This is a genomic window from Pseudomonas sp. FP818, from assembly GCF_030687335.1.
Taxonomy (GTDB): Bacteria; Pseudomonadota; Gammaproteobacteria; order Pseudomonadales; family Pseudomonadaceae; genus Aquipseudomonas; species Aquipseudomonas shahriarae.
In genome coordinates this window covers 5196838-5214531 of the sequence record NZ_CP117427.1, presented here as the reverse complement: position 1 = coordinate 5214531, position 17694 = coordinate 5196838, and the positions used below count along the sequence as shown (strand labels likewise).

At 62.5% G+C, this 17694-nt stretch carries 19 protein-coding genes and 2 pseudogenes; 12 read left to right on the top strand and 9 right to left on the bottom strand.

Annotated features, from left to right (window positions below; all coding sequences use genetic code 11):
* Positions 1–218: 218 nt before the first annotated feature.
* Positions 219–872 (bottom strand): methyltransferase, encoded by a 654-nt coding sequence (locus PSH80_RS23725; RefSeq protein WP_057960747.1) that lies wholly within the window; start codon positions 870–872, stop codon positions 219–221.
* A complete protein-coding gene (locus PSH80_RS23720) occupies positions 869–1324 on the bottom strand; it encodes a YbaY family lipoprotein (RefSeq protein WP_057438965.1) in 456 nt (151 codons plus the stop codon). Before PSH80_RS23720 ends, PSH80_RS23725 begins: the two co-directional genes overlap by 4 nt.
* A gap of 139 nt (positions 1325–1463) precedes the next feature.
* On the opposite strand from PSH80_RS23720, the gene nrdR reads away from it, so the two are divergent.
* From nrdR to PSH80_RS23665, 11 genes and pseudogenes are all read left to right on the top strand, one after another.
* Complete coding sequence (nrdR, locus tag PSH80_RS23715) at positions 1464–1928, top strand: transcriptional regulator NrdR (protein WP_057439031.1); 465 nt, start codon at positions 1464–1466, stop codon at positions 1926–1928.
* Positions 1925–3061: a bifunctional diaminohydroxyphosphoribosylaminopyrimidine deaminase/5-amino-6-(5-phosphoribosylamino)uracil reductase RibD gene (ribD, locus tag PSH80_RS23710; protein WP_057960745.1), complete on the top strand. Its 1137-nt coding sequence runs from the start codon at positions 1925–1927 to the stop codon at positions 3059–3061. The genes nrdR and ribD overlap by 4 nt, the downstream gene beginning before the upstream one ends.
* Before the next feature lie 47 nt (positions 3062–3108).
* Positions 3109–3771 carry a riboflavin synthase gene (locus PSH80_RS23705; RefSeq protein WP_057960744.1) on the top strand — a complete coding sequence of 221 codons (663 nt, stop codon included), beginning with the start codon at positions 3109–3111 and terminating at the stop codon, positions 3769–3771.
* Between the two features lie 15 nt (positions 3772–3786).
* Positions 3787–4878: a bifunctional 3,4-dihydroxy-2-butanone-4-phosphate synthase/GTP cyclohydrolase II gene (gene ribBA / locus PSH80_RS23700; RefSeq protein ID WP_057438968.1), complete on the top strand. Its 1092-nt coding sequence runs from the start codon at positions 3787–3789 to the stop codon at positions 4876–4878.
* Positions 4879–4968: 90 nt separating this feature from the next.
* A complete protein-coding gene (gene ribE / locus PSH80_RS23695) occupies positions 4969–5445 on the top strand; it encodes a 6,7-dimethyl-8-ribityllumazine synthase (RefSeq protein ID WP_003176356.1) in 477 nt (158 codons plus the stop codon).
* On the top strand, positions 5442–5942 hold the full coding sequence (gene nusB, locus PSH80_RS23690) for a transcription antitermination factor NusB (protein ID WP_057438970.1): 501 nt from the start codon (positions 5442–5444) through the stop codon (positions 5940–5942). Before ribE ends, nusB begins: the two co-directional genes overlap by 4 nt.
* A gap of 18 nt (positions 5943–5960) precedes the next feature.
* Positions 5961–6928, top strand: a pseudogene (gene thiL, locus PSH80_RS23685) (thiamine-phosphate kinase).
* A gap of 66 nt (positions 6929–6994) precedes the next feature.
* Complete coding sequence (locus PSH80_RS23680; RefSeq protein WP_057438972.1) at positions 6995–7723, top strand: ABC transporter substrate-binding protein; 729 nt, start codon at positions 6995–6997, stop codon at positions 7721–7723.
* 129 nt (positions 7724–7852) lie between these two features.
* Positions 7853–8470, top strand: coding sequence for a GTP cyclohydrolase II (gene ribA, locus PSH80_RS23675; protein WP_057438973.1), 618 nt, complete (start codon positions 7853–7855; stop codon positions 8468–8470).
* On the top strand, positions 8467–8886 hold the full coding sequence (locus tag PSH80_RS23670; protein WP_057960742.1) for a nuclear FMR1 interacting 1 family protein: 420 nt from the start codon (positions 8467–8469) through the stop codon (positions 8884–8886). Before ribA ends, PSH80_RS23670 begins: the two co-directional genes overlap by 4 nt.
* Entirely contained in the window at positions 8886–9683 is a 798-nt protein-coding gene (locus tag PSH80_RS23665) for a cobalamin-binding protein (protein WP_057439032.1), read from the top strand. The genes PSH80_RS23670 and PSH80_RS23665 overlap by 1 nt, the downstream gene beginning before the upstream one ends.
* A 146-nt stretch (positions 9684–9829) precedes the next feature.
* On the opposite strand, the gene PSH80_RS23660 is transcribed toward PSH80_RS23665, so the two are convergent.
* The 4 genes from PSH80_RS23660 to PSH80_RS23645 all read right to left on the bottom strand — a co-directional run bounded on the left by PSH80_RS23660 (position 9830) and on the right by PSH80_RS23645 (position 14994).
* Positions 9830–11725: a TonB-dependent receptor domain-containing protein gene (locus PSH80_RS23660; RefSeq protein WP_305418507.1), complete on the bottom strand. Its 1896-nt coding sequence runs from the start codon at positions 11723–11725 to the stop codon at positions 9830–9832.
* Positions 11726–11858: 133 nt separating this feature from the next.
* Complete coding sequence (gene dxs, locus PSH80_RS23655; RefSeq protein ID WP_120734215.1) at positions 11859–13757, bottom strand: 1-deoxy-D-xylulose-5-phosphate synthase; 1899 nt, start codon at positions 13755–13757, stop codon at positions 11859–11861.
* 110 nt (positions 13758–13867) lie between these two features.
* Positions 13868–14755 carry a (2E,6E)-farnesyl diphosphate synthase gene (gene ispA, locus PSH80_RS23650; protein WP_057444863.1) on the bottom strand — a complete coding sequence of 296 codons (888 nt, stop codon included), beginning with the start codon at positions 14753–14755 and terminating at the stop codon, positions 13868–13870.
* Positions 14752–14994 (bottom strand): exodeoxyribonuclease VII small subunit, encoded by a 243-nt coding sequence (locus tag PSH80_RS23645; RefSeq protein WP_029299452.1) that lies wholly within the window; start codon positions 14992–14994, stop codon positions 14752–14754. The genes ispA and PSH80_RS23645 overlap by 4 nt, the downstream gene beginning before the upstream one ends.
* A 148-nt stretch (positions 14995–15142) precedes the next feature.
* Between PSH80_RS23645 and PSH80_RS23640 the strand changes: the two genes are divergently transcribed.
* Positions 15143–15316, top strand: a complete 174-nt coding sequence (locus tag PSH80_RS23640) for a hypothetical protein (RefSeq protein WP_170043991.1) — start codon at positions 15143–15145, stop codon at positions 15314–15316.
* On the opposite strand, the gene PSH80_RS23635 is transcribed toward PSH80_RS23640, so the two are convergent.
* The 3 genes and pseudogenes from PSH80_RS23635 to PSH80_RS23625 all read right to left on the bottom strand — a co-directional run bounded on the left by PSH80_RS23635 (position 15313) and on the right by PSH80_RS23625 (position 17496).
* On the bottom strand, positions 15313–15711 hold the full coding sequence (locus PSH80_RS23635; RefSeq protein WP_057438975.1) for a MerR family transcriptional regulator: 399 nt from the start codon (positions 15709–15711) through the stop codon (positions 15313–15315). The genes PSH80_RS23640 and PSH80_RS23635 overlap by 4 nt on opposite strands.
* A pseudogene (locus PSH80_RS23630) lies at positions 15698–16293 on the bottom strand (NAD(P)H-dependent oxidoreductase). The gene PSH80_RS23635 and the pseudogene PSH80_RS23630 overlap by 14 nt, the downstream one beginning before the upstream one ends.
* Before the next feature lie 183 nt (positions 16294–16476).
* Positions 16477–17496 carry an AraC family transcriptional regulator gene (locus tag PSH80_RS23625; protein ID WP_057960739.1) on the bottom strand — a complete coding sequence of 340 codons (1020 nt, stop codon included), beginning with the start codon at positions 17494–17496 and terminating at the stop codon, positions 16477–16479.
* Between the last annotated feature and the right edge of the window lie 198 nt (positions 17497–17694).

Below are 17694 nucleotides of genomic sequence, written 5' to 3'. Positions count from 1 at the left end.
GTTGCTGGCGCAACCAGAGGCATAGCGGGTGTATTGCCAAGCAGATTATGCAACTGCCCAGGTTTTTGCAACGCCCTTGGAGGGGCGCTGAGCGGCGAAAAAACGGGGAAATGCATGCAGGTCGATCGTCCAGGCCGCGTGCGGGAGAACGCTATTTTCCATGTCCTGCCGGGCGCTGTCTTAGCCACTCTATTGCTGAAAATTTGTAACTGAGAGGCCTAGCGTCGTGAATGGTACAGACTCACCCTGCGAAACTCCCAAGGCTCCGCCAGGTCCGGCAGGGTCAGCGCCTCGAGGATGCCCAGCCGCTGATAATCCGCATGCTGGAAATCCCGTACCCGCGAGTCGGCGACCAGCGCTTCGCGCCCGCGGGTGAGGAATTGATCCAGCAGCGGCAGGTTCGCCCGGTCGTACAGCACGTCGGCCACCAGGATCAGGTCGAAACGATCGGCTTCGGCAAAGAAGTCCGCCGAATAGCCCAAGGTCACGCCATTGAGTTCAGCATTCGCACGGCAGGCGCCGAGCGCCAGTGGGTCCAGGTCACAGGCCACCACTTCCAGGGCGCCGGCTTTCACTGCGGCAATTCCCGCCACGCCGGAGCCGGCGCCAAAATCCAGGACGCGCTTGCCCGCCACCCACTCGGGGTTGGCGGCCAGGTAGCGGGCCAATGCCAGGCCGCTGGCCCAGCAGAAGCTCCAGTAGGGCGGCTCATGCAGGATGCGCCGGGTTTCCTCGGGGCTGAAGGCGCGGTCCATGTTGTCGGCGTCCAGCAGCCACAACGACAGGTCGGTGCCGGGCAACGGGCAGGGCAGCAGTTGCGCGTCGCCGATCAGTTCGCTCAAGGCCCGTTGCAGGTGCAGCGGTGGCGTCATGGGGCGCGCACGAGTTGCAGGGGCCCGGTGGTCTGGGTGATAGCTTGCTCGATACGCACCGCCGGCAGGTGCAGGATCAACTGCCCGGACTGGCTGGCGCGGCCACGCAGTTCAACGCGGGCGCCGGCGGGAAACGCTTGCGGGTTGAAGCGCAGGCGGAAGGCCAATGGTTTGTTGTTGCCGATCAGCACGCTGCTGGCCAGCAGTTGTTGCGGGCGGCTGCGCTCGTCGATCACCAGCAGTGCCAGCTCCACTTCAGCGCCGGCGGGCACACCCGTGAGGGTGCCGCTCACTTCACGCTGGTAGGCCGGCAATGGCCCCAGCGGTTCCTGGCCGGGGATTTTTTTCTCTTGCTGCGGCGTGGGTTGCGGGGCGGCTGGTTTTGGCGCTTCGCTGCTGCAGGCGACCAGAAAACTGAACATTGTGAGTAAAACCAGCGGTCGTAACGGCATGTACGGCTCCAAAAAGGGCAAAAATCCGTGAACTGAACATAAGAAACATAATAGTCAGCCTATATACCGTAAAGGCTATGGCTTGTCTTGCCACGGGGATGCGCTACCATGGCCCTCCCTTTTTTTGTTGCCTGCCACCATGCACTGTCCCTTCTGCGGTGCCAACGACACCAAGGTCATCGACTCGCGTCTGGTCGCCGAGGGCGACCAAGTGCGTCGCCGGCGCGAATGCCTGGCCTGCGGTGAGCGTTTCACCACCTTTGAAACCGCCGAACTGGTACTGCCCCGTCTGATCAAGTCCGACGGCAGCCGCCAGCCCTTCGACGAAGATAAACTGCGCGCCGGTATGCAGCGCGCCCTGGAAAAACGCCCGGTCAGTGTCGAGCGGCTGGAAGCGGCGCTGGCGCATATCAAGCACAAGCTGCGGGCGACCGGTGAGCGCGAGGTCAAGAGCCTGGTGGTTGGAGAACTGGTAATGGGCGAGCTGCAAAAGCTCGACGAAGTTGCCTACATTCGTTTCGCCTCGGTGTATCGACGCTTCCAGGATCTCAATGAGTTCCGTGAAGAGATCGACCGCCTGGCCCGTGAGCCGGTCAAAGAATGAACCCTCCTTCTGCAGAACAGGCCGTGCTCGACGCCCATTACATGGCCCGTGCCCTCGAACTGGCGCGCAAGGGCCTGTACACCACCCATCCCAACCCTCGGGTCGGCTGCGTGATTGTGCGCGACGGGCAGATTGTCGGTGAAGGCTGGCATGAACGCACCGGCGAACCCCATGCCGAGCCCAACGCCTTGCGCGCCGCAGGCGATAAAGCCCGTGGTGCCACGGTATATGTGACGCTCGAGCCGTGCAGCCATTATGGCCATACGCCGCCCTGCGCCGATGCGCTGGTGACCGCCGGCGTGGCACGGGTGGTCGCGGGTATGCAGGATCCGAATCCGGAAGTGGCCGGGCGTGGCATGCAGCGTCTGGCCCAGGCCGGCATCGAGGTGCTCAGCGGCGTACTGGAAAGCCAGGCACGCGCCCTGAACCCCGGCTTCCTCAAGCGCATGGAGCATGGCCTGCCGTTTGTGCGGGTCAAGCTGGCGATGAGCCTGGACGGGCGCACCGCGATGGCCAGTGGCGAGAGCCAGTGGATCACCGGCCCCGCCGCCCGCGCCGCCGTGCAGCGCCTGCGGGCCGAGGCCAGTGTGGTGCTGACCGGCGCCGATACTGTGCTGGCCGATGGCGCGCGCCTGACCGTGCGTGCCGCCGAACTGGGCCTGGATCCGCAAACCACCGCCCTGGCCATGTCGCGCCCACCGTTGCGCGTGCTGATCGACGGCCGCCTGCGGGTGCCGCTCAACGCGCCGTTCTTCAAGGCCGGGCCGGCCCTGGTCATCACCTGTGTGACTGCGGAAAACCAGTTTCCCCGTGGCCCCGAATGCCTGGTGGTACCGGGTGTCGACGGCCAGGTCGACCTGCGCTCGGCGCTGGTGGCACTGGCGGCCCGTGGCGTCAACGAGGTGTTGGTGGAAGCCGGGCCAAGCCTGGCCGGCGCGTTTGCCCAGCAAGGCCTGGTGGACGAGTACGTGATTTTCGTCGCCGGTAAATTCCTCGGTTCCGCTGCCCGCCCCTTGCTGGACTGGCCGCTTGAGAAACTGGCCGACGCCCCCCAACTCAAGATCATTGAAATGCGCGCTGTAGGCGACGACTGGCGAGTCACTGCCATTCCGCTCCCCCCAGCGAGCGTATAATTGTGACCGGTCGCCCCGGCGCCCGCACTGTTTTCCAGGAGAAGGCCATGTTCACCGGCATTATCGAATCCATCGGCAGCATCCGCGCCATGACCCCCAAAGGTGGCGACGTGCGCCTGCTGGTTGAAACCGGCAAGCTGGACCTCGGCGACGTCAAGCTGGGCGACAGCATCGCCGTCAGCGGCGTATGCCTGACGGTTGTCGAACTGCCGGGCAATGGCTTTGCCGCCGATGTCAGCCGGGAAACCCTGGACTGCACCGCGATGAATGACCTCAAGGCCGGCAGCCCGGTCAACCTGGAGAAAGCCCTGACCCCGACCACCCGTCTGGGCGGCCACCTGGTCAGCGGCCATGTCGACGGCGTCGGCGAAGTGGTGGCACGCAGCGAAAACGCGCGGGCCGTGGAATTCCGCATCCGTGCGCCGAAAGAACTGGCCAAGTACATTGCCCACAAAGGCTCGATCACCGTCGATGGCACCAGCCTGACCGTGAACGCCGTAAATGGCGCCGAATTCGAACTGACCATCATTCCCCACACCCTCAGCGAAACCATCATGGCCTCGTACCTGCCGGGTCGCCGGGTGAACCTGGAAGTGGACTTGCTTGCCCGTTACCTGGAGCGCCTGCTACTGGGCGAAAAGGCCGCAGAGCCTGCAGCCGGTAACATCACCGAAAGTTTTCTGGCCGCTAACGGCTACCTGAAATCCTGACCAAGGGGGTGCCGCGTGGCGCTCAATAGCATCGAAGAACTGGTTGACGATATCCGCCAAGGCAAGATGGTCATCCTGATGGATGACGAAGACCGCGAGAACGAAGGCGACCTGATCATGGCCGCCGAGTTGTGCCAACCTGAGCACATCAACTTCATGGCCAAGCACGCCCGTGGCCTGATCTGCATGCCCATGAGCCGCGAGCGCTGCGAACTGCTCAAGCTGCCGCTGATGTCGCCGCGCAATGGCTCGGGGTTTGGCACCAAGTTCACCGTCTCGATTGAAGCGACCACCGGCGTGACCACCGGCATCTCTGCCGCTGACCGCGCCCGCACCGTGCAGGCCGCTGCCGCGAAAGATGCCAAGGCCGAAGACATTGTCAGCCCTGGTCATATCTTCCCGCTGATGGCCCAGCCGGGTGGCACCCTGGCCCGTGCCGGCCACACCGAAGCCGCCTGCGACCTGGCGCGCATGGCCGGGTTCGAGCCGAGCGGGGTGATCTGCGAAGTGATGAACGACGACGGCACCATGGCCCGTCGCGCTGAACTGGAAGCCTTTGCCGCCGAACACAACATCAAGATCGGCACCATCGCCGACCTGATTCACTACCGGATGATCCACGAACGTACCGTTCAGCGGATTGCCGAGCAGCCGCTGGACAGCGAACTGGGGCATTTCAACCTGGTGACCTACCGTGATTCGGTGGAAGGCGACGTGCATATGGCCCTGACCCTGGGCAACATCTGCGCCGAAGAGCCGACCCTGGTGCGGGTGCACAACATGGACCCGTTGCGCGACCTGTTGATGGTCAAGCAGCCGGGCCGGTGGAGCCTGCGAGCCGCCATGGCTGCGGTTTCCGCGGCGGGCAGCGGTGTCGTGCTGTTGCTGGGCAATCCGGTGGATGGCGATGTGCTGCTGGCGCATATCCGCGAAAGCGCTGACCAGGTGCCGGTGAAAAAACCGACCACCTACAGCATCGTCGGCGCCGGCTCGCAGATCCTGCGTGACCTGGGCGTGCGTAAAATGCGCCTGATGAGCGCACCCATGAAATTTAATGCGATATCCGGTTTCGACCTGGAAGTAGTAGAATACGTGCCCTCCGAATAAAGGCCGGCGATTATCGCTCCTTGTTCGCGGTTCAAATATCACTAAGGGGCGCGTCATATACGCGTCCCGGCTCTTTAAGAGATTTGTCGAATGACCCTGAAGACCATCGAAGGTACCTTCATCGCCCCCAAAGGCCGCTACGCCCTGGTGGTTGGCCGCTTCAACAGCTTCGTGGTTGAAAGCCTGGTAAGCGGTGCCGTGGACGCCCTGGTTCGCCACGGTGTGAGCGAAAGCGATATCACGATTATCCGTGCCCCTGGCGCCTTCGAAATTCCACTGGTTGCGCAGAAAGTTGCCCAACAAGGCGAATACGCAGCAATCATCGCCCTGGGCGCGGTCATTCGTGGCGGCACCCCGCACTTCGAATACGTGGCTGGCGAGTGCACCAAGGGCCTGGCCCAGGTGTCCATGGAGTTCGGCGTGCCAGTGGCCTTCGGCGTACTGACTGTTGATTCCATCGAGCAAGCCATCGAGCGCTCCGGCACCAAGGCCGGTAACAAAGGCGCTGAAGCTGCCCTGTCTGCCCTGGAAATGGTCAGCCTGCTGTCGCAGTTGGAGGCCAAGTGATTTCCGACGAGAGCGATCGTTTCAACCCGCGCGACCCCCGTCCTGCAGACGCCGGCAAGCCATCGAAGAACGAAAAGCGCCGTGCTGCCCGTCAGTTGGCGACCCAGGCGCTGTATCAGCGTCAGATGGCGGGTACTTCGTTGAACGAAATCGAAGCACAGTTTCGCGTCGACAACGATTTTACCTTCGCCGACCTGCCGTACTTCCACGACATCCTGCACGGCGTGCATGCCAACCTGACCGAGATCGACACGGCCCTGGCACCTTGCCTGGACCTGACCCTCGAAGAGCTGGACCCGGTTGAACTGTGCGTGATGCGCCTGTCCACCTGGGAACTGCTCAAGCGCGTTGACGTGCCGTACCGCGTAGTGATCAACGAAGGTATCGAACTGGCGAAAGTCTACGGTTCGACCGACGGTCACAAGTTCGTCAACGGCGTGCTCGACAAGCTGGCCCCGCGCCTGCGTGAAGCCGAAGTGAAGGCGTACAAGCGCTAACCTGCGCTTGACTCCCTGATGGGCGAGTTCGAGCTGATCCGCACCCTACTTCGCCGCCGCGCCCTGTGCGCAAGGCGGCGAGGGCATTGCCCTGGGGATCGGCGACGACTGCGCCTTGCTGGCAGTTCCCTCCGGGGAACAGCTGGCGATTTCAACCGATACCCTGGTGGCCGGCGTGCACTTTGCCGACCCCTGCGACCCGTTTTTGCTCGGCCAGCGCTCGCTGGCGGTGGCAGTCAGCGACCTGGCGGCCATGGGCGCCCATCCCCTCGCATTTACCCTTGCACTCACTACACCGACGGTCGCGGCCGATTGGTTGCAGCGCTATGCCCAGGGTTTGAATGCCATGGCCCAGCGCTGTGGTGTGGGCCTGGTGGGCGGCGATACCACCCGTGGGCCGCTGAGCCTGACCGTCACCGTGTTCGGCCGTGTCCCGGCGGGGCTGGCGTTGACCCGCAGTGGCGCGCAGCCCGGCGACCTGCTGTGTGTCGGCGGCGAGCTGGGCAATGCGGCCGGGGCCTTGCCGTTGGTGTTGGGGCAGCGTAGCGCTGCTTGCGCAGATCGCCGAGCCGCTGCTGGGCCATTACTGGTCGCCGCAGCCGCAACTGGCCCTGGGCATGGCGTTGCGTGGCAAGGCTACGTCTGCGTTGGATATTTCCGACGGTCTGCTGGCAGATTGTGGGCATATCGCCAAGGCTTCAGCCGTAAGCCTGGTGATCGAGCGGCACCGTTTGCCGCTGTCGGCGGCGTTGCTGGCCTTTCTGGGGGATGATCAAGCACGCTCCGCAGCCTTGAGCGGTGGCGACGATTACGTCCTGGCGTTCACCTTGCCGCCCGCTGAGCTGGCGCCATTGCTGGCCGACGGTTGGCCGGTGCATATTGTCGGGCGCGTAGAGGCGGGGGCCGGCGTGCGACTGCTGGATGCCGGTGGCCATGACATCACCCCGGCCGTGCGCGGTTATCAACATTTTCGCGAGACGCCGTGACCCGCCGGGCTGCGCTACCCTTTACCGCGTTGTAGAAACGATCGCTTTACCATGGAGGGCGTCATCATGGGGCTACGACGCTGGTTGCTGATTCTGCTGTGTGTGGTCGCGTCTCCCGTGTGGGCCGATGACACCCCCGAAGTGCCCGGCCAGATCCGTCTGGCCAGTGAAACCTGGAATGACTACACCAACGCCGATGGCAGCGGCCTGGCCTGGGATGTATTGCGAGAAGTCTTCGAGCCGGCCGGGGTCAAGGTCAAGATCCGCAGCGTGCCCTACACCCGTTCGGTCGGTCTGGCCCGGCGTGGCGAAGTGGATGCCTGGGTCGGCTCCTATCATGATGAGACCGAGGGCGTGCTGTACGCCCGCTGGCACTACGACTCCGACCACATCTACGCCCTGGGCCTGGCGGGCAGCCCGGCGCCGACCCTGGTGACCCTGGGCTCTTACCGCCTGACCTGGGTACGTGGCTACAAGTACGAGGAATACCTGCCCAATATTCATCGTTTCAACCAGATCGAACGACGTAGCGGGATTTTGCCGATGCTCCAGCATGGGCGGGCCGACTTCTACATTGATGCCCTGGCCGAACTGCAGTACATCCTCGGCCAGGCTGACGACCCATCGGCGTTCAAACTCACGCACATTGCCGAATTGCCGTTGTTCCTGGGGTTTACCGACAGTGAGAGAGGGCGGTCATTGCGGGGGGTATTTGACCGGCGCATGGAGTTGTTGGTGAAAAGCGGCGAGTTGAAACCGATTTTCCAGCGCTGGAACCAACCGTATCCGTTTTGACGCCCATAGAACCAAGGCAAAGGCCAATCGAACCTATTGATCTTTATCAGCGATAATTCAGCTTAAGCGTCTGTAGGAACGTGCTGTTACAATGCCCGCCTCTGTGAAATCTGAAATCAGGAGCACACGGTGCCCGTCGTTTTCGTCGCTGCTTCCAAGCTGCCTACCCCTTTTGCCACGTTCACCATGCATGGCTTTCTTGAAAAAGCCTCCGGGCGCGAGCACGTCGTGCTCAGCCTGGGCGATGTGGCCGATGGCGCCCCGGTCCTGGGCCGCTTGCACTCTGAGTGCCTGACCGGTGACGCACTGTTCAGCCAGCGCTGCGACTGCGGCTCGCAACTGGAAGCCGCCATGCAAGCCATTGCCCGTGAAGGCCGTGGCGTGCTGCTGTATCTGCGTCAGGAAGGCCGTGGCATTGGCCTGCTGAACAAGATCCGCGCCTACGAACTGCAAGACGGTGGCGCCGATACCGTCGAGGCCAACGAGCGCCTGGGTTTCGCCGCCGATCAGCGCGACTACGCCATCTGCCTGCCGATGCTTGAGCATTTGGGCATCCAGTCCCTGCGCCTGATGACCAACAACCCGCGCAAGGTCAAGGCCTTGACCGAGATGGGCATCACCGTCGCCGAGCGTGTGCCGCTGCACACCGGGCATAACCCGCACAACAAACTCTACCTGGCGACCAAGGCCAGCAAGCTCGACCATATGATGGGCAACGAGCATCAGGGCGAGGCAGACCGGGCGTGACGCGCGGTCAGGTCAAGCGGCGCCTGTCCTTCAGTTGGTGGCAGTACCTGGCGCTGGCGTTGTTGCCGTTGTTTGTGATCAATCTGGTATTTGGCCAGGGCGAGCCGTTGTTGCCGGTGCTGGCAATGCCATTCTTTATCGCCGGCGTTGCCTCGATGTTTGCCAGCCTGCGTTACTTCCATGCCTATAAACATGCACTGATCGCCACCTCCAAGGCCCTCGATACGCCTGAAGAGCCGGCCGCGTGGATCACCCTCGCGGCCCGTCGGCGTACGGCGCTGCTGGTCGCGGCGTTTCCCGCCTGGATCGGTGCACTGGCAGTGTTCGTCGGCCTGGAAGCGGTGCCGCTGTTCCTGCTGGCATTGTCGACCCTGGTGCTGTTCTACCTCTATCGCATCCCGCGTCAACTCGGCTGATGCGCCTCTGGCTGGCGGGTCTGCTGCTGGCCGCCAGTGCGTCGGCGATGGCGGTCGAGCGGGTGGTCAGCCTCGCACCTTCCTTATCTGAAATCGTCGTTGAACTGGGCGCCAGCGATCTGCTGGTGGGCGTACTCGACGGCGGTGAACGGCCTGACGCGCTGCGTAGCCTGCCCTCGGTGGGGCGTTATGGGCAGTTGGATCTGGAACGACTGCTCAGCCTGCAGCCTGACTTGCTGCTGCTCTGGCCCGGCAGCGTCGGCCCGGCCCAGCGCGAGCAGCTCAAGCGTTTGAACATCCCTGTTTACGTCGCCGAACCCCATAGCCTTGAACAACTGAGCAGCCAGGTCGAAGCCATCGCCCGACAGCTAGGCCGCGCTGATGAAGGTCGCCAATTGGCTGCCCGCTTGCGTCAACGCTTGGCCGAGTTGCGCCAGCGCTATCAGCGCAGCCAACCGTTGCGGGTGTTCTACCAGGTGTGGAACCAGCCGCTGTACACCGTGGGCGGTGGGCAGATCATCAGCGATGCGCTTAGCGTGTGTGGCGCGCGCAATGTGTTTGATGACCTCAAGCTGCCAGCCCCGCAGGTCAGTATCGAATCGGTGTTGCAGCGTGATCCCGAAGTGATCCTCGCGGCGGATCAAGCGCAACTGGACGATTGGAAGGCCTGGCCCCAGGTGGCGGCGGTGGCTCAGGGGCGTTTGCTGATCGTGCCGGATAAAGGGCTGGAGCGGCCCAGTGGGCAGATGGTGGAGGCGGTGGGCCGGCTGTGTCAGGTGATTGCGCCGAACCGTTGAGAGCGCTATCGCAGGCAAGCCAGCTCCCACATTTGACTGTATTCACACATCAAAAGGTGGGCGCTCGGCAGTGCAGAATATTTTGGCCACACCACAGAACACATGTGGGAGCTGGCTTGCCTGCGATGGCGTCGGCCCGGACAACCTCAGAGCTGCGGCGTCCACGTCACCCCAAGCATCCACGTCCGGCCTTCTTCTCGATATGGCTGATTGCTCTGGAAGGTCGGATCGTTATAGCTGTAACGCGCCCGTGTATAGCGGCGATCCAGCAGGTTATCGACCTTCAGCGACAGCGCCACTTCCCGATTCAGCGCCCAACCGCTGCGCAATCCCACCAGGTAATAGCCAGCGAGCCGATTTTTATTGTACTCGTCGTCGTAGCTGCTGCTGATGCCCTGCCAGCTGGCGCCCAGGCTCAGTTGATCGAACTGCCGATCCAGGTCCAGGTTCAGGGTGCGCCTGGCACGACGGGCCAGGGTGTGGCCGCTGCTGCGGTCGCGCGGGTCGATGATCGACAGGCCGAGGTTGCCTTGCCAGCCGAAGAACTCTTGCTTGAGGGCGGCTTCGAAGCCGTTGATGCGGGCGTTGGCGACGTTGTACGGAATGTAGTTATTCTGCTGCTGCGCGATGATGGCGTCCTTGAGGTCAGTGCGATACAGAGAGGTTTCCAGGCGTGTGGTGTCGGTCAGCTGGCTGCGCCATTGCAACTCATAGCTTTTCGAGTGCTCGGGCTTGAGGTTGGGGTTGCTGCCGCCCGGGTAGTACAGATCGTTGAAGCTCGGCGCACGAAAGCCTTCGCTGTAACTCAGTAGTAAGTCGTTATCGCTATTGACCGGCAAGGTCAGCGTACCGCTCCAACTGTTCTGCCCGCCAAATTGCTGGTTCTGGTCGCGGCGTAGCCCCAGTTCGGTGGAAAACCACTCCCCCTTGAAACGATGCTGAATAAACGCGGCACGGTTCCACCGGCTGTTTTCGTTGTACGGTTTGTCGCTGTGAATGCGGTCCTCATACCAATCGCCGCCCAGGATCAGGCTGTTTTGCTGGTTGAGCGTCAGGTCGTTCTGCCAGTTAATCGAGTCGCGATAGGTGCTGAACACACTGAAGTCAGTGCTGAGCTTGTCGCGCTTGGTGTCGCGGTTTTCACTGTGGCCCAGTTCCACACGGGTCTGCCATGCCTCGTTGAGTTGGGCGTCGATATAAGCGCTGGCACTGCTGACGGTGTAGTCGGTATAGGGTTTTTGGCCGAAAGTTTGTTTGCTGACGTCGTCGTAGCGCCCGGCGCTGTTATCAAATTCCGACTTGCCCCGGCTATCCAGCAGGTTGAAACCCACCTCCAGCTCATCGCTGAACTCATGGCTCAGGTTCAAGCTCAGCGACTTATTGCGATAGGCATCATGGTCGCGGTCGCTGGGGAAGGAGGTGTGGCTCCAGTCGATACCGGCGGTGTCATCCAGGCTCGCGCCCAGGTTGAAGCGCGTGCGTTCATCGCCGCCCGACAGGCCCAGGCTGCGTTCCCAGGTGTTGTGGCTGCCAAAGCCCAGCTTCAAGCGCGGCTGCAGGCCTGGCCCGGCATTGCGGCGGGTAAATACCTGGATCACCCCGCCAATCGCATCGCTGCCGTAAATCACCGAGCGCGACCCGCGCAGCACTTCTACCCGCTCAATCTGATCAATATTCAGGTATTGCAGGCCGCTGTCGCCGGAAGTGCTATTGGCAATCCGCTGGCCATCCACCAGCACCAGGCTTTGCGCGGACTTGGTGCCACGTATGAAAATCCCCGGCAAGCTACCCCGGCCACCGGTGCGCGCCACTTGCACGCCGGGCACGCGGCTGAGCAGGTCGGTCAGGCTGGAGGGTTGCAGGCGGTCGATATCGTCCCGGGTGAACACGGTGTTGGCAGCACTGCTGTCATTGCGTGCCTGCACCTGGCGGTTGGCACTGATCACCACATCGGGGAGCTTCAGGGCAGCGTCGCGGGTGTCGGCGAGCAGGTCCGCAGTGGGCAAGAGCAGGAGTGGCAGGGCAAGTCGAAGGTGCTTCATGGGCCGTCCATGGATTCAAGGCAATACAAAACAAATGTGGGAGCTGGCTGGCCTGCGATCGCATCACCCGGTCTCTCTGAAAGACCGAAGTGTTTGCATCGCAGGCCAGCCAGCTCCCACAGTTTGGTCCGGTTTACAGGCCGAGCAAAGCCATGCGATGGCGAACCGCAGCCTCGATCCCCGCTTCATCCAGCCCACACTCAGCCAGCATCTGCGCGGGTTTGGCGTGCTCCACATAAATGTCCGGCAAGCCTAGGTGCAGCACCGACTTGAGGATGTTCTCCCGCGCCAGGAATTCGCTGACGGCCGCACCGGCGCCGCCCATGATGGCGTTTTCTTCAACGGTCACCAGCAATTCATGGCTGCCGGCGATCTCGCGCACCAGGGCTTCGTCGAGGGGTTTGACAAAGCGCATGTCAATCACGGTGGCGTCGATTTTCTCCGCCACTTTCAGGGCTTCGGCCAGTTGCACGCCAAACACCAGGAACGCGGTCTTGCTACCCTGGCGCCGCACGATGCCCTTGCCGATCTCGATCGGTTCCAGGTCTTTCTCGATCACCGCATCCGGGCCGTTGCCACGGGGGTAACGTACCGCTGCCGGGCCGTTGTACAGGTGGCCGGTGCTGAGCATCTTGCGCAGCTCGTTCTCGTCGCTCGGGGTCATCACCAGCATGCCGGGGATGCAGCGCAAGTACGACAGATCGTAGCTGCCGGCGTGGGTCGGGCCGTCTTCGCCCACCAAGCCGGCGCGGTCGATGGCGAACAGCACGTCGAGGTTCTGCACCGCCACATCGTGAATAAGCTGGTCATAACCGCGTTGCAGGAAGGTCGAGTAGATCGCCACCACCGGTTTGGCGCCTTCGCAGGCCATGCCGGCGGCAAAGGTCACCGCATGTTGCTCGGCAATCGCCACATCGAAGTAACGCAGCGGGAAACGCTCGCTGAACGCCACCAGGTCCGAGCCTTCCTTCATCGCTGGGGTAATGCCCACCAGGCGCGGGTCGGCAGCGGCCATGTCGCACAGCCATTCGCCAAATACACCGGAGTACTTCGGCCCGCTGGCCTTTTTTGGCGCCGCCACGGGCGCGTCCAGCGGTTCGAGCTTGGTGATGGCGTGGTAACCAATCGGGTCGACTTCCGCCGGGGCGAAGCCTTTGCCTTTCTTGGTGACGATATGCAGGAACTGCGGGCCCTTGAGGTCGCGCATATTGCGCAGGGTGGCGATCAGGGTCGGCAGGTCGTGCCCGTCGATCGGGCCGATATAGTTCCAGCCCAGCTCTTCGAACAGGGTGCCGGGGACCAGCATGCCCTTGGCGTATTCTTCGGTGCGGCGGGCAATTTCCCACGCGCCGGGCAGGCGTGAAAGCACTTTTTTGCTGCCTTCGCGCATGCTGGCGTAGGTGCGGCTGGACAGAATCTTTGCCAGGTAATTGGACAAACCACCGACATTGCGCGAGATCGACATGTCGTTGTCGTTGAGGATCACCAGCATATTGGCGTCCACTTCCGGCGCATGGTTCAACGCTTCAAACGCCATGCCGGCTGTCAGCGCGCCATCACCGATCACGGCAATTGCCTTGCGATCGCTGTTTTGCAGACGGGCGGCAATCGCCATGCCCAGGGCTGCGCTGATCGAGGTGCTGGAGTGGCCGACGCCAAAGGTGTCGTATTCGCTCTCGGAGCGGCGCGGGAAGGCGGCGATGCCGTCCTTCTGGCGCAAGGTAGCCATGCGCTCGCGGCGTCCGGTGAGGATTTTGTGCGGATACGCCTGGTGACCCACGTCCCACACCAGCCGGTCGTCCGGGGTGTCGAATACGTAATGCAGCGCGATGGTCAGCTCGATGACGCCCAGGCCTGCACCAAAATGCCCACCGGTCTGGCCGACCGTGTAGAGCAATTCCAGGCGCAACTCATCGGCCAGGGTTTCCAGCTCGGCTTCACCCAGACGGCGCAAGCCGGCCGGCGTGTTGGCACGGTCCAGCAGCGGCGTGGTCGGGCGCTTGCGGGGAATCTCTTGAAACGTCGTGGGCATCAGGCGAATCGTTATAGGTATAGAAGAGGCGGCAGTTTACCTCAAGCATCGCAAACTGCCCACGCAGAGCACCGAACTTGGCCGATATGCGGCGGTAATCGCCGCCGTAATCAGTGGCGGCGTTCGACGATATACCGCGCCAGGTCACGCAGCGGCTCGGCTGCCGCGTCGAATGGTCGCAGGGCGGCCAGGGCCTGGTCGCGCAGCTCCAGGGCATAGGCCTTGGCGGCATCCAGCCCCAACAGCGACGGATAGGTCGGCTTGTCACGGGCAATATCGGCGCCCTGGCGCTTGCCGAGGGTCGCGGTATCGCTTTCCACGTCGAGAATATCGTCCTGCACCTGGAACGCCAGGCCGATGGCCCGGGCATAGATCTGCAAAGCGGCCAACTGCGCCGCTTCGGCGCGACCACTGGCCAGGGCGCCGAGGTGCACGGCAGCCTCGATCAGCGCCCCGGTCTTGTGGCGGTGCATATATTCCAGGGCTTGCTGGTCCAGTTTGAGGCCGACCGAGCCGAGGTCAATTGCCTGGCCCCCGACCATACCGGCCGGGCCTGCGGCGGCGGCCAACGCAGTGACCATGCGCAGGCGGATCTCGGCATTCACGCCGCTCAAACGCGGGTCGAGCAGGGCGCTGAACGCCAGGCTTTGCAGGCCGTCACCGGCGAGGATCGCACAGGCTTCGTCAAAAGCCTTATGGGTAGTGGGCTGGCCGCGACGCAGATCGTCATCGTCCATGGCTGGCAAATCGTCATGCACCAGCGAATAGGCATGAATCAATTCCACCGCACACGCCGCGCCATTGGCTTGCGCGGCGTCCACGCCCAGCGCTTCACAGGCCGCATAGGCGAGCAAAGGCCGTACGCGCTTGCCGCCGTTCATCACGCTATAACGCATGGCCTCATACAGCCTGGCCAACTCCGGGCTTGGCGCCACAAACAGCGGTTCCAGCGCAGCATTGACCCGGGCCTGACTGCTGGCCTGATAAACGTCGATCATTGCGCTTGTTCCGCGTCGAAAGGTTCTTCGGCCAACTCCCCATCCCGTTCCAGCAACACCTGGACCTTCTGCTCCGCCTGCGCCAGAGCGCTCTGGCAATCGCGGGTCAGGCCAATACCTTGCTCAAACGCCGTCAACGAGTCTTCCAGCGACAACTCGCCGTTCTCCAGACGCTCGACCAGGGTTTGCAGATCGGCGAGGGATTGTTCGAAATCGAGTGCAACTTTTTTGCGGGCCATGGCGGCTATTCCGGTTGACGGTAAACGGGCGCGACACTAGCAGATAGGGGGGGGAGGGGCAAATGAGGGGCGCTTGAGCGCACCGGGGTTTTTCAGTCATACAGCCAAGGCTTCAGCTCCTAAGCAGCTCAATGAAATGGTCAGGAAGATGCTGGATGAGCATAAGGACGTGGCCAAACCCGGCGACTTCGAGCTCGATGACATCATGCTGCTGCTGCGTGAAGCCAATGGGTTTGCCCAGCAATGGGTTGACAGCATGACGCGGGAAATCCTGGCAGAAGAGCGCGCCCTGCAAAACAAATGGGGCGATCTGCTGAACTAGCCGTTGCGCGCAGTGCCGGTTTCCACCAGACGTGCAAACTGGCATTGACCCTGGGCCTGCTCCAGGCTGCCCTCAAACGCCACCAGCCCTGCATGCACCTGTTGCAGGGCTTGGATCTGCGTCATCAACTCGAGCTTTTTTTGCGCGATCGCCTGGTTGGCGCGCTGCCACGGCAGCTCATCGCCACGGTGCCCGTGGAGAATTCCCTGCAACTCCTTGAGCTTGAAGCCCAACTGCTGCGCGCACTTGATAAACGTCAGCAGCTCAACGCTCTGCGCCGAGTAAACCCGATACCGCCCCTCGCGTTGCGGCGGTGGCAGCAAGCCGATGTCCTCATAGTGACGAATCGCCTTGATCGTCGTGCCTGACAACTGCGCGGCTTTACCGATGTACATGCAGATCCATTCCTAAAAGAGTGTGCCAGCCTTTTTCAGCCACTTGTCGCGCTGCGCCGCAGTAGAGCCCAGCACAGGCCCGAACATGATTGTCTTGATCGGCTTGATACCACACAACTCAAGGGTGGTCTTGCGCATCTGGTGCAGGCCGGGCATGTGGTAGAACCAGCGGTAATACCACGGCGGCGTATCCAGGGCCACCAGCAGATGGGCGGTACGGCCCTTCAAGAGCTTGTCGGGGAATGCTTTGCCCTTGCGGTATTTGAAGGCGAAACCGGGCAGGAACACGCGGTCGATGAAGCCTTTCATCAATGCTGGAATTCCCCCCCACCAGATAGGGAAAATAAACGTCAGATGATCGGCCCAAAGGATGTCGGATTGCGCCATGAGCAAGTCCGGCTCCAAGGCTTGTACCTGAGCGTAGCCGTGGTGCAGGACAGGATCGAAGCTCAACTCGCCCAGATACAAGGTGCGCACTTCGTGGCCGGCGCGGCTGGCTGATTCGCGATAGGCAGAGGCTAAGGCGTAGCAGAAACTGGTGCTGGCGGGGTGGCCAAGAATGAGCAGGATGCGGCGGGCCATGGGTGGGGAGTCCTGAAGTCGGGCCCGCAGGATGGCGTGTGACCCTAGGGGGAGAGTCAAGTACCCAGGAATGGCCTGATCGGGCGCTATCGCAGGCAAGCCAGCTCCCATATTTGATCTTCGTTGTGTTGAATACCGGGTTCACTCTGTTTGGTCAGGACCTGAAATGCAGTCCCCCAAACCCTAACTGCCCCGATGGGTCTGCCGATACTCGCCCGGCGGCACACCGGTGCGGCTCTTGAAGGTGCGGTGGAACGAGCGGGGTTCGGTGAAGCCCAGGTATTGGGCGATGTCCTGGATCGGCAGGTCGCTGTGCAGCAGGTAGTGCTCGGCCAGTTCCTGGCGCAGGTCGTCGAGGATCTGCTGGTAGGACGTGCCGGCCTGCTGCAGTTGGCGTTGCAGGGTGCGCACCGACATGGCGAACTGTTCGGCCACCTGTTCTTTGCGCGGCAGGCCTTCCTTGAGCAACTGGCGCAGGGCGTTTTTCACCCGCAGCGCCAGGCTTGAATCGTCCAGCGAGGCCATCAGGGCCAGGGCATGTTCTTCCAGGGTGCGCAGCAATTGCGCATCGGCCTGGCGCAGGGGCGTTTGCAGGTAGCTCAAGGGCGCCACCAGGGCGGAGCAGGGTTGCTCGAACAGCACCGGGCAACCGAAGAAGTCCTCGTATTGGCTGAGCTGCGCGCCGTCCGGCAATGGGTGTTCGAGCAACACCTGGCTTGGCGACAGTTCGGTGTCGGCGATCCAGCGGGCATACACCAGCCAGGACGCCAGCACGTTCTCCACCATATGCCGGCGGATGCGCGGCTGCTGGTGGCGGCAGTTCCAGATCAGGCGGACTTGGTCATGGACCATTTCGGCGCGGCTGGTGCCCATGTCGCCCACCAGTTTTTCGAACGGCATGATGCGGTTCATTGCCTCGCCCAGGGTCGCGCAGTTCATGGTGATGTAGCCGAGCACGCTCCACGAGTTGGGCAACACGAAGCGCGCTGAATTGAGCCCGAACAGCAGGTCCCCGGAATGTTCGCAGAAATACTCCAGCAGTCGTTCGTGGGCTTCCACAGGCAGGCGCAGGCTGTTGTCGTCCAGTTGGCCAGCAGTGATCCCGGCCGCCTCCAGTGCGGGGGCGGTTGCCATGCCGAGCTGTTCGGCATGGCGCAGGTACTTCAGCAGAGGAGGGACGGAGGTAGAGCCGAGTGTCTGCATGATCGGGTTCCTGGCGGGGTGTTGCCGGCGGCAGTGCCTTGCGCGCGTCGATGGCACGCAAGGTAATTTGAAATCGTGACTAAAGTAAATGCTCCCGTGGATACATCCGGTAATACAGCGAGTGACCCAATTGGCTACTCCATCTGTCCCGATGCGACCGTGACAGCCCGCGCCGGCTGATTAGTATGGGAGCACTGA

Coding starts and splice junctions, on each gene's coding strand:
- PSH80_RS23725 (WP_057960747.1), bottom strand. CDS start 872: ATGACGCCACCGCTGCACCTGCAACGGGCCTTGAGCGAACTGATCGGC.
- PSH80_RS23720 (WP_057438965.1), bottom strand. CDS start 1,324: ATGCCGTTACGACCGCTGGTTTTACTCACAATGTTCAGTTTTCTGGTC.
- nrdR (WP_057439031.1), top strand. CDS start 1,464: ATGCACTGTCCCTTCTGCGGTGCCAACGACACCAAGGTCATCGACTCG.
- ribD (WP_057960745.1), top strand. CDS start 1,925: ATGAACCCTCCTTCTGCAGAACAGGCCGTGCTCGACGCCCATTACATG.
- PSH80_RS23705 (WP_057960744.1), top strand. CDS start 3,109: ATGTTCACCGGCATTATCGAATCCATCGGCAGCATCCGCGCCATGACC.
- ribE (WP_003176356.1), top strand. CDS start 4,969: ATGACCCTGAAGACCATCGAAGGTACCTTCATCGCCCCCAAAGGCCGC.
- PSH80_RS23680 (WP_057438972.1), top strand. CDS start 6,995: ATGGGGCTACGACGCTGGTTGCTGATTCTGCTGTGTGTGGTCGCGTCT.
- PSH80_RS23665 (WP_057439032.1), top strand. CDS start 8,886: ATGCGCCTCTGGCTGGCGGGTCTGCTGCTGGCCGCCAGTGCGTCGGCG.
- PSH80_RS23660 (WP_305418507.1), bottom strand. CDS start 11,725: ATGAAGCACCTTCGACTTGCCCTGCCACTCCTGCTCTTGCCCACTGCG.
- dxs (WP_120734215.1), bottom strand. CDS start 13,757: ATGCCCACGACGTTTCAAGAGATTCCCCGCAAGCGCCCGACCACGCCG.
- ispA (WP_057444863.1), bottom strand. CDS start 14,755: ATGATCGACGTTTATCAGGCCAGCAGTCAGGCCCGGGTCAATGCTGCG.
- PSH80_RS23645 (WP_029299452.1), bottom strand. CDS start 14,994: ATGGCCCGCAAAAAAGTTGCACTCGATTTCGAACAATCCCTCGCCGAT.
- PSH80_RS23640 (WP_170043991.1), top strand. CDS start 15,143: ATGCTGGATGAGCATAAGGACGTGGCCAAACCCGGCGACTTCGAGCTC.
- PSH80_RS23635 (WP_057438975.1), bottom strand. CDS start 15,711: ATGTACATCGGTAAAGCCGCGCAGTTGTCAGGCACGACGATCAAGGCG.
- PSH80_RS23625 (WP_057960739.1), bottom strand. CDS start 17,496: ATGCAGACACTCGGCTCTACCTCCGTCCCTCCTCTGCTGAAGTACCTG.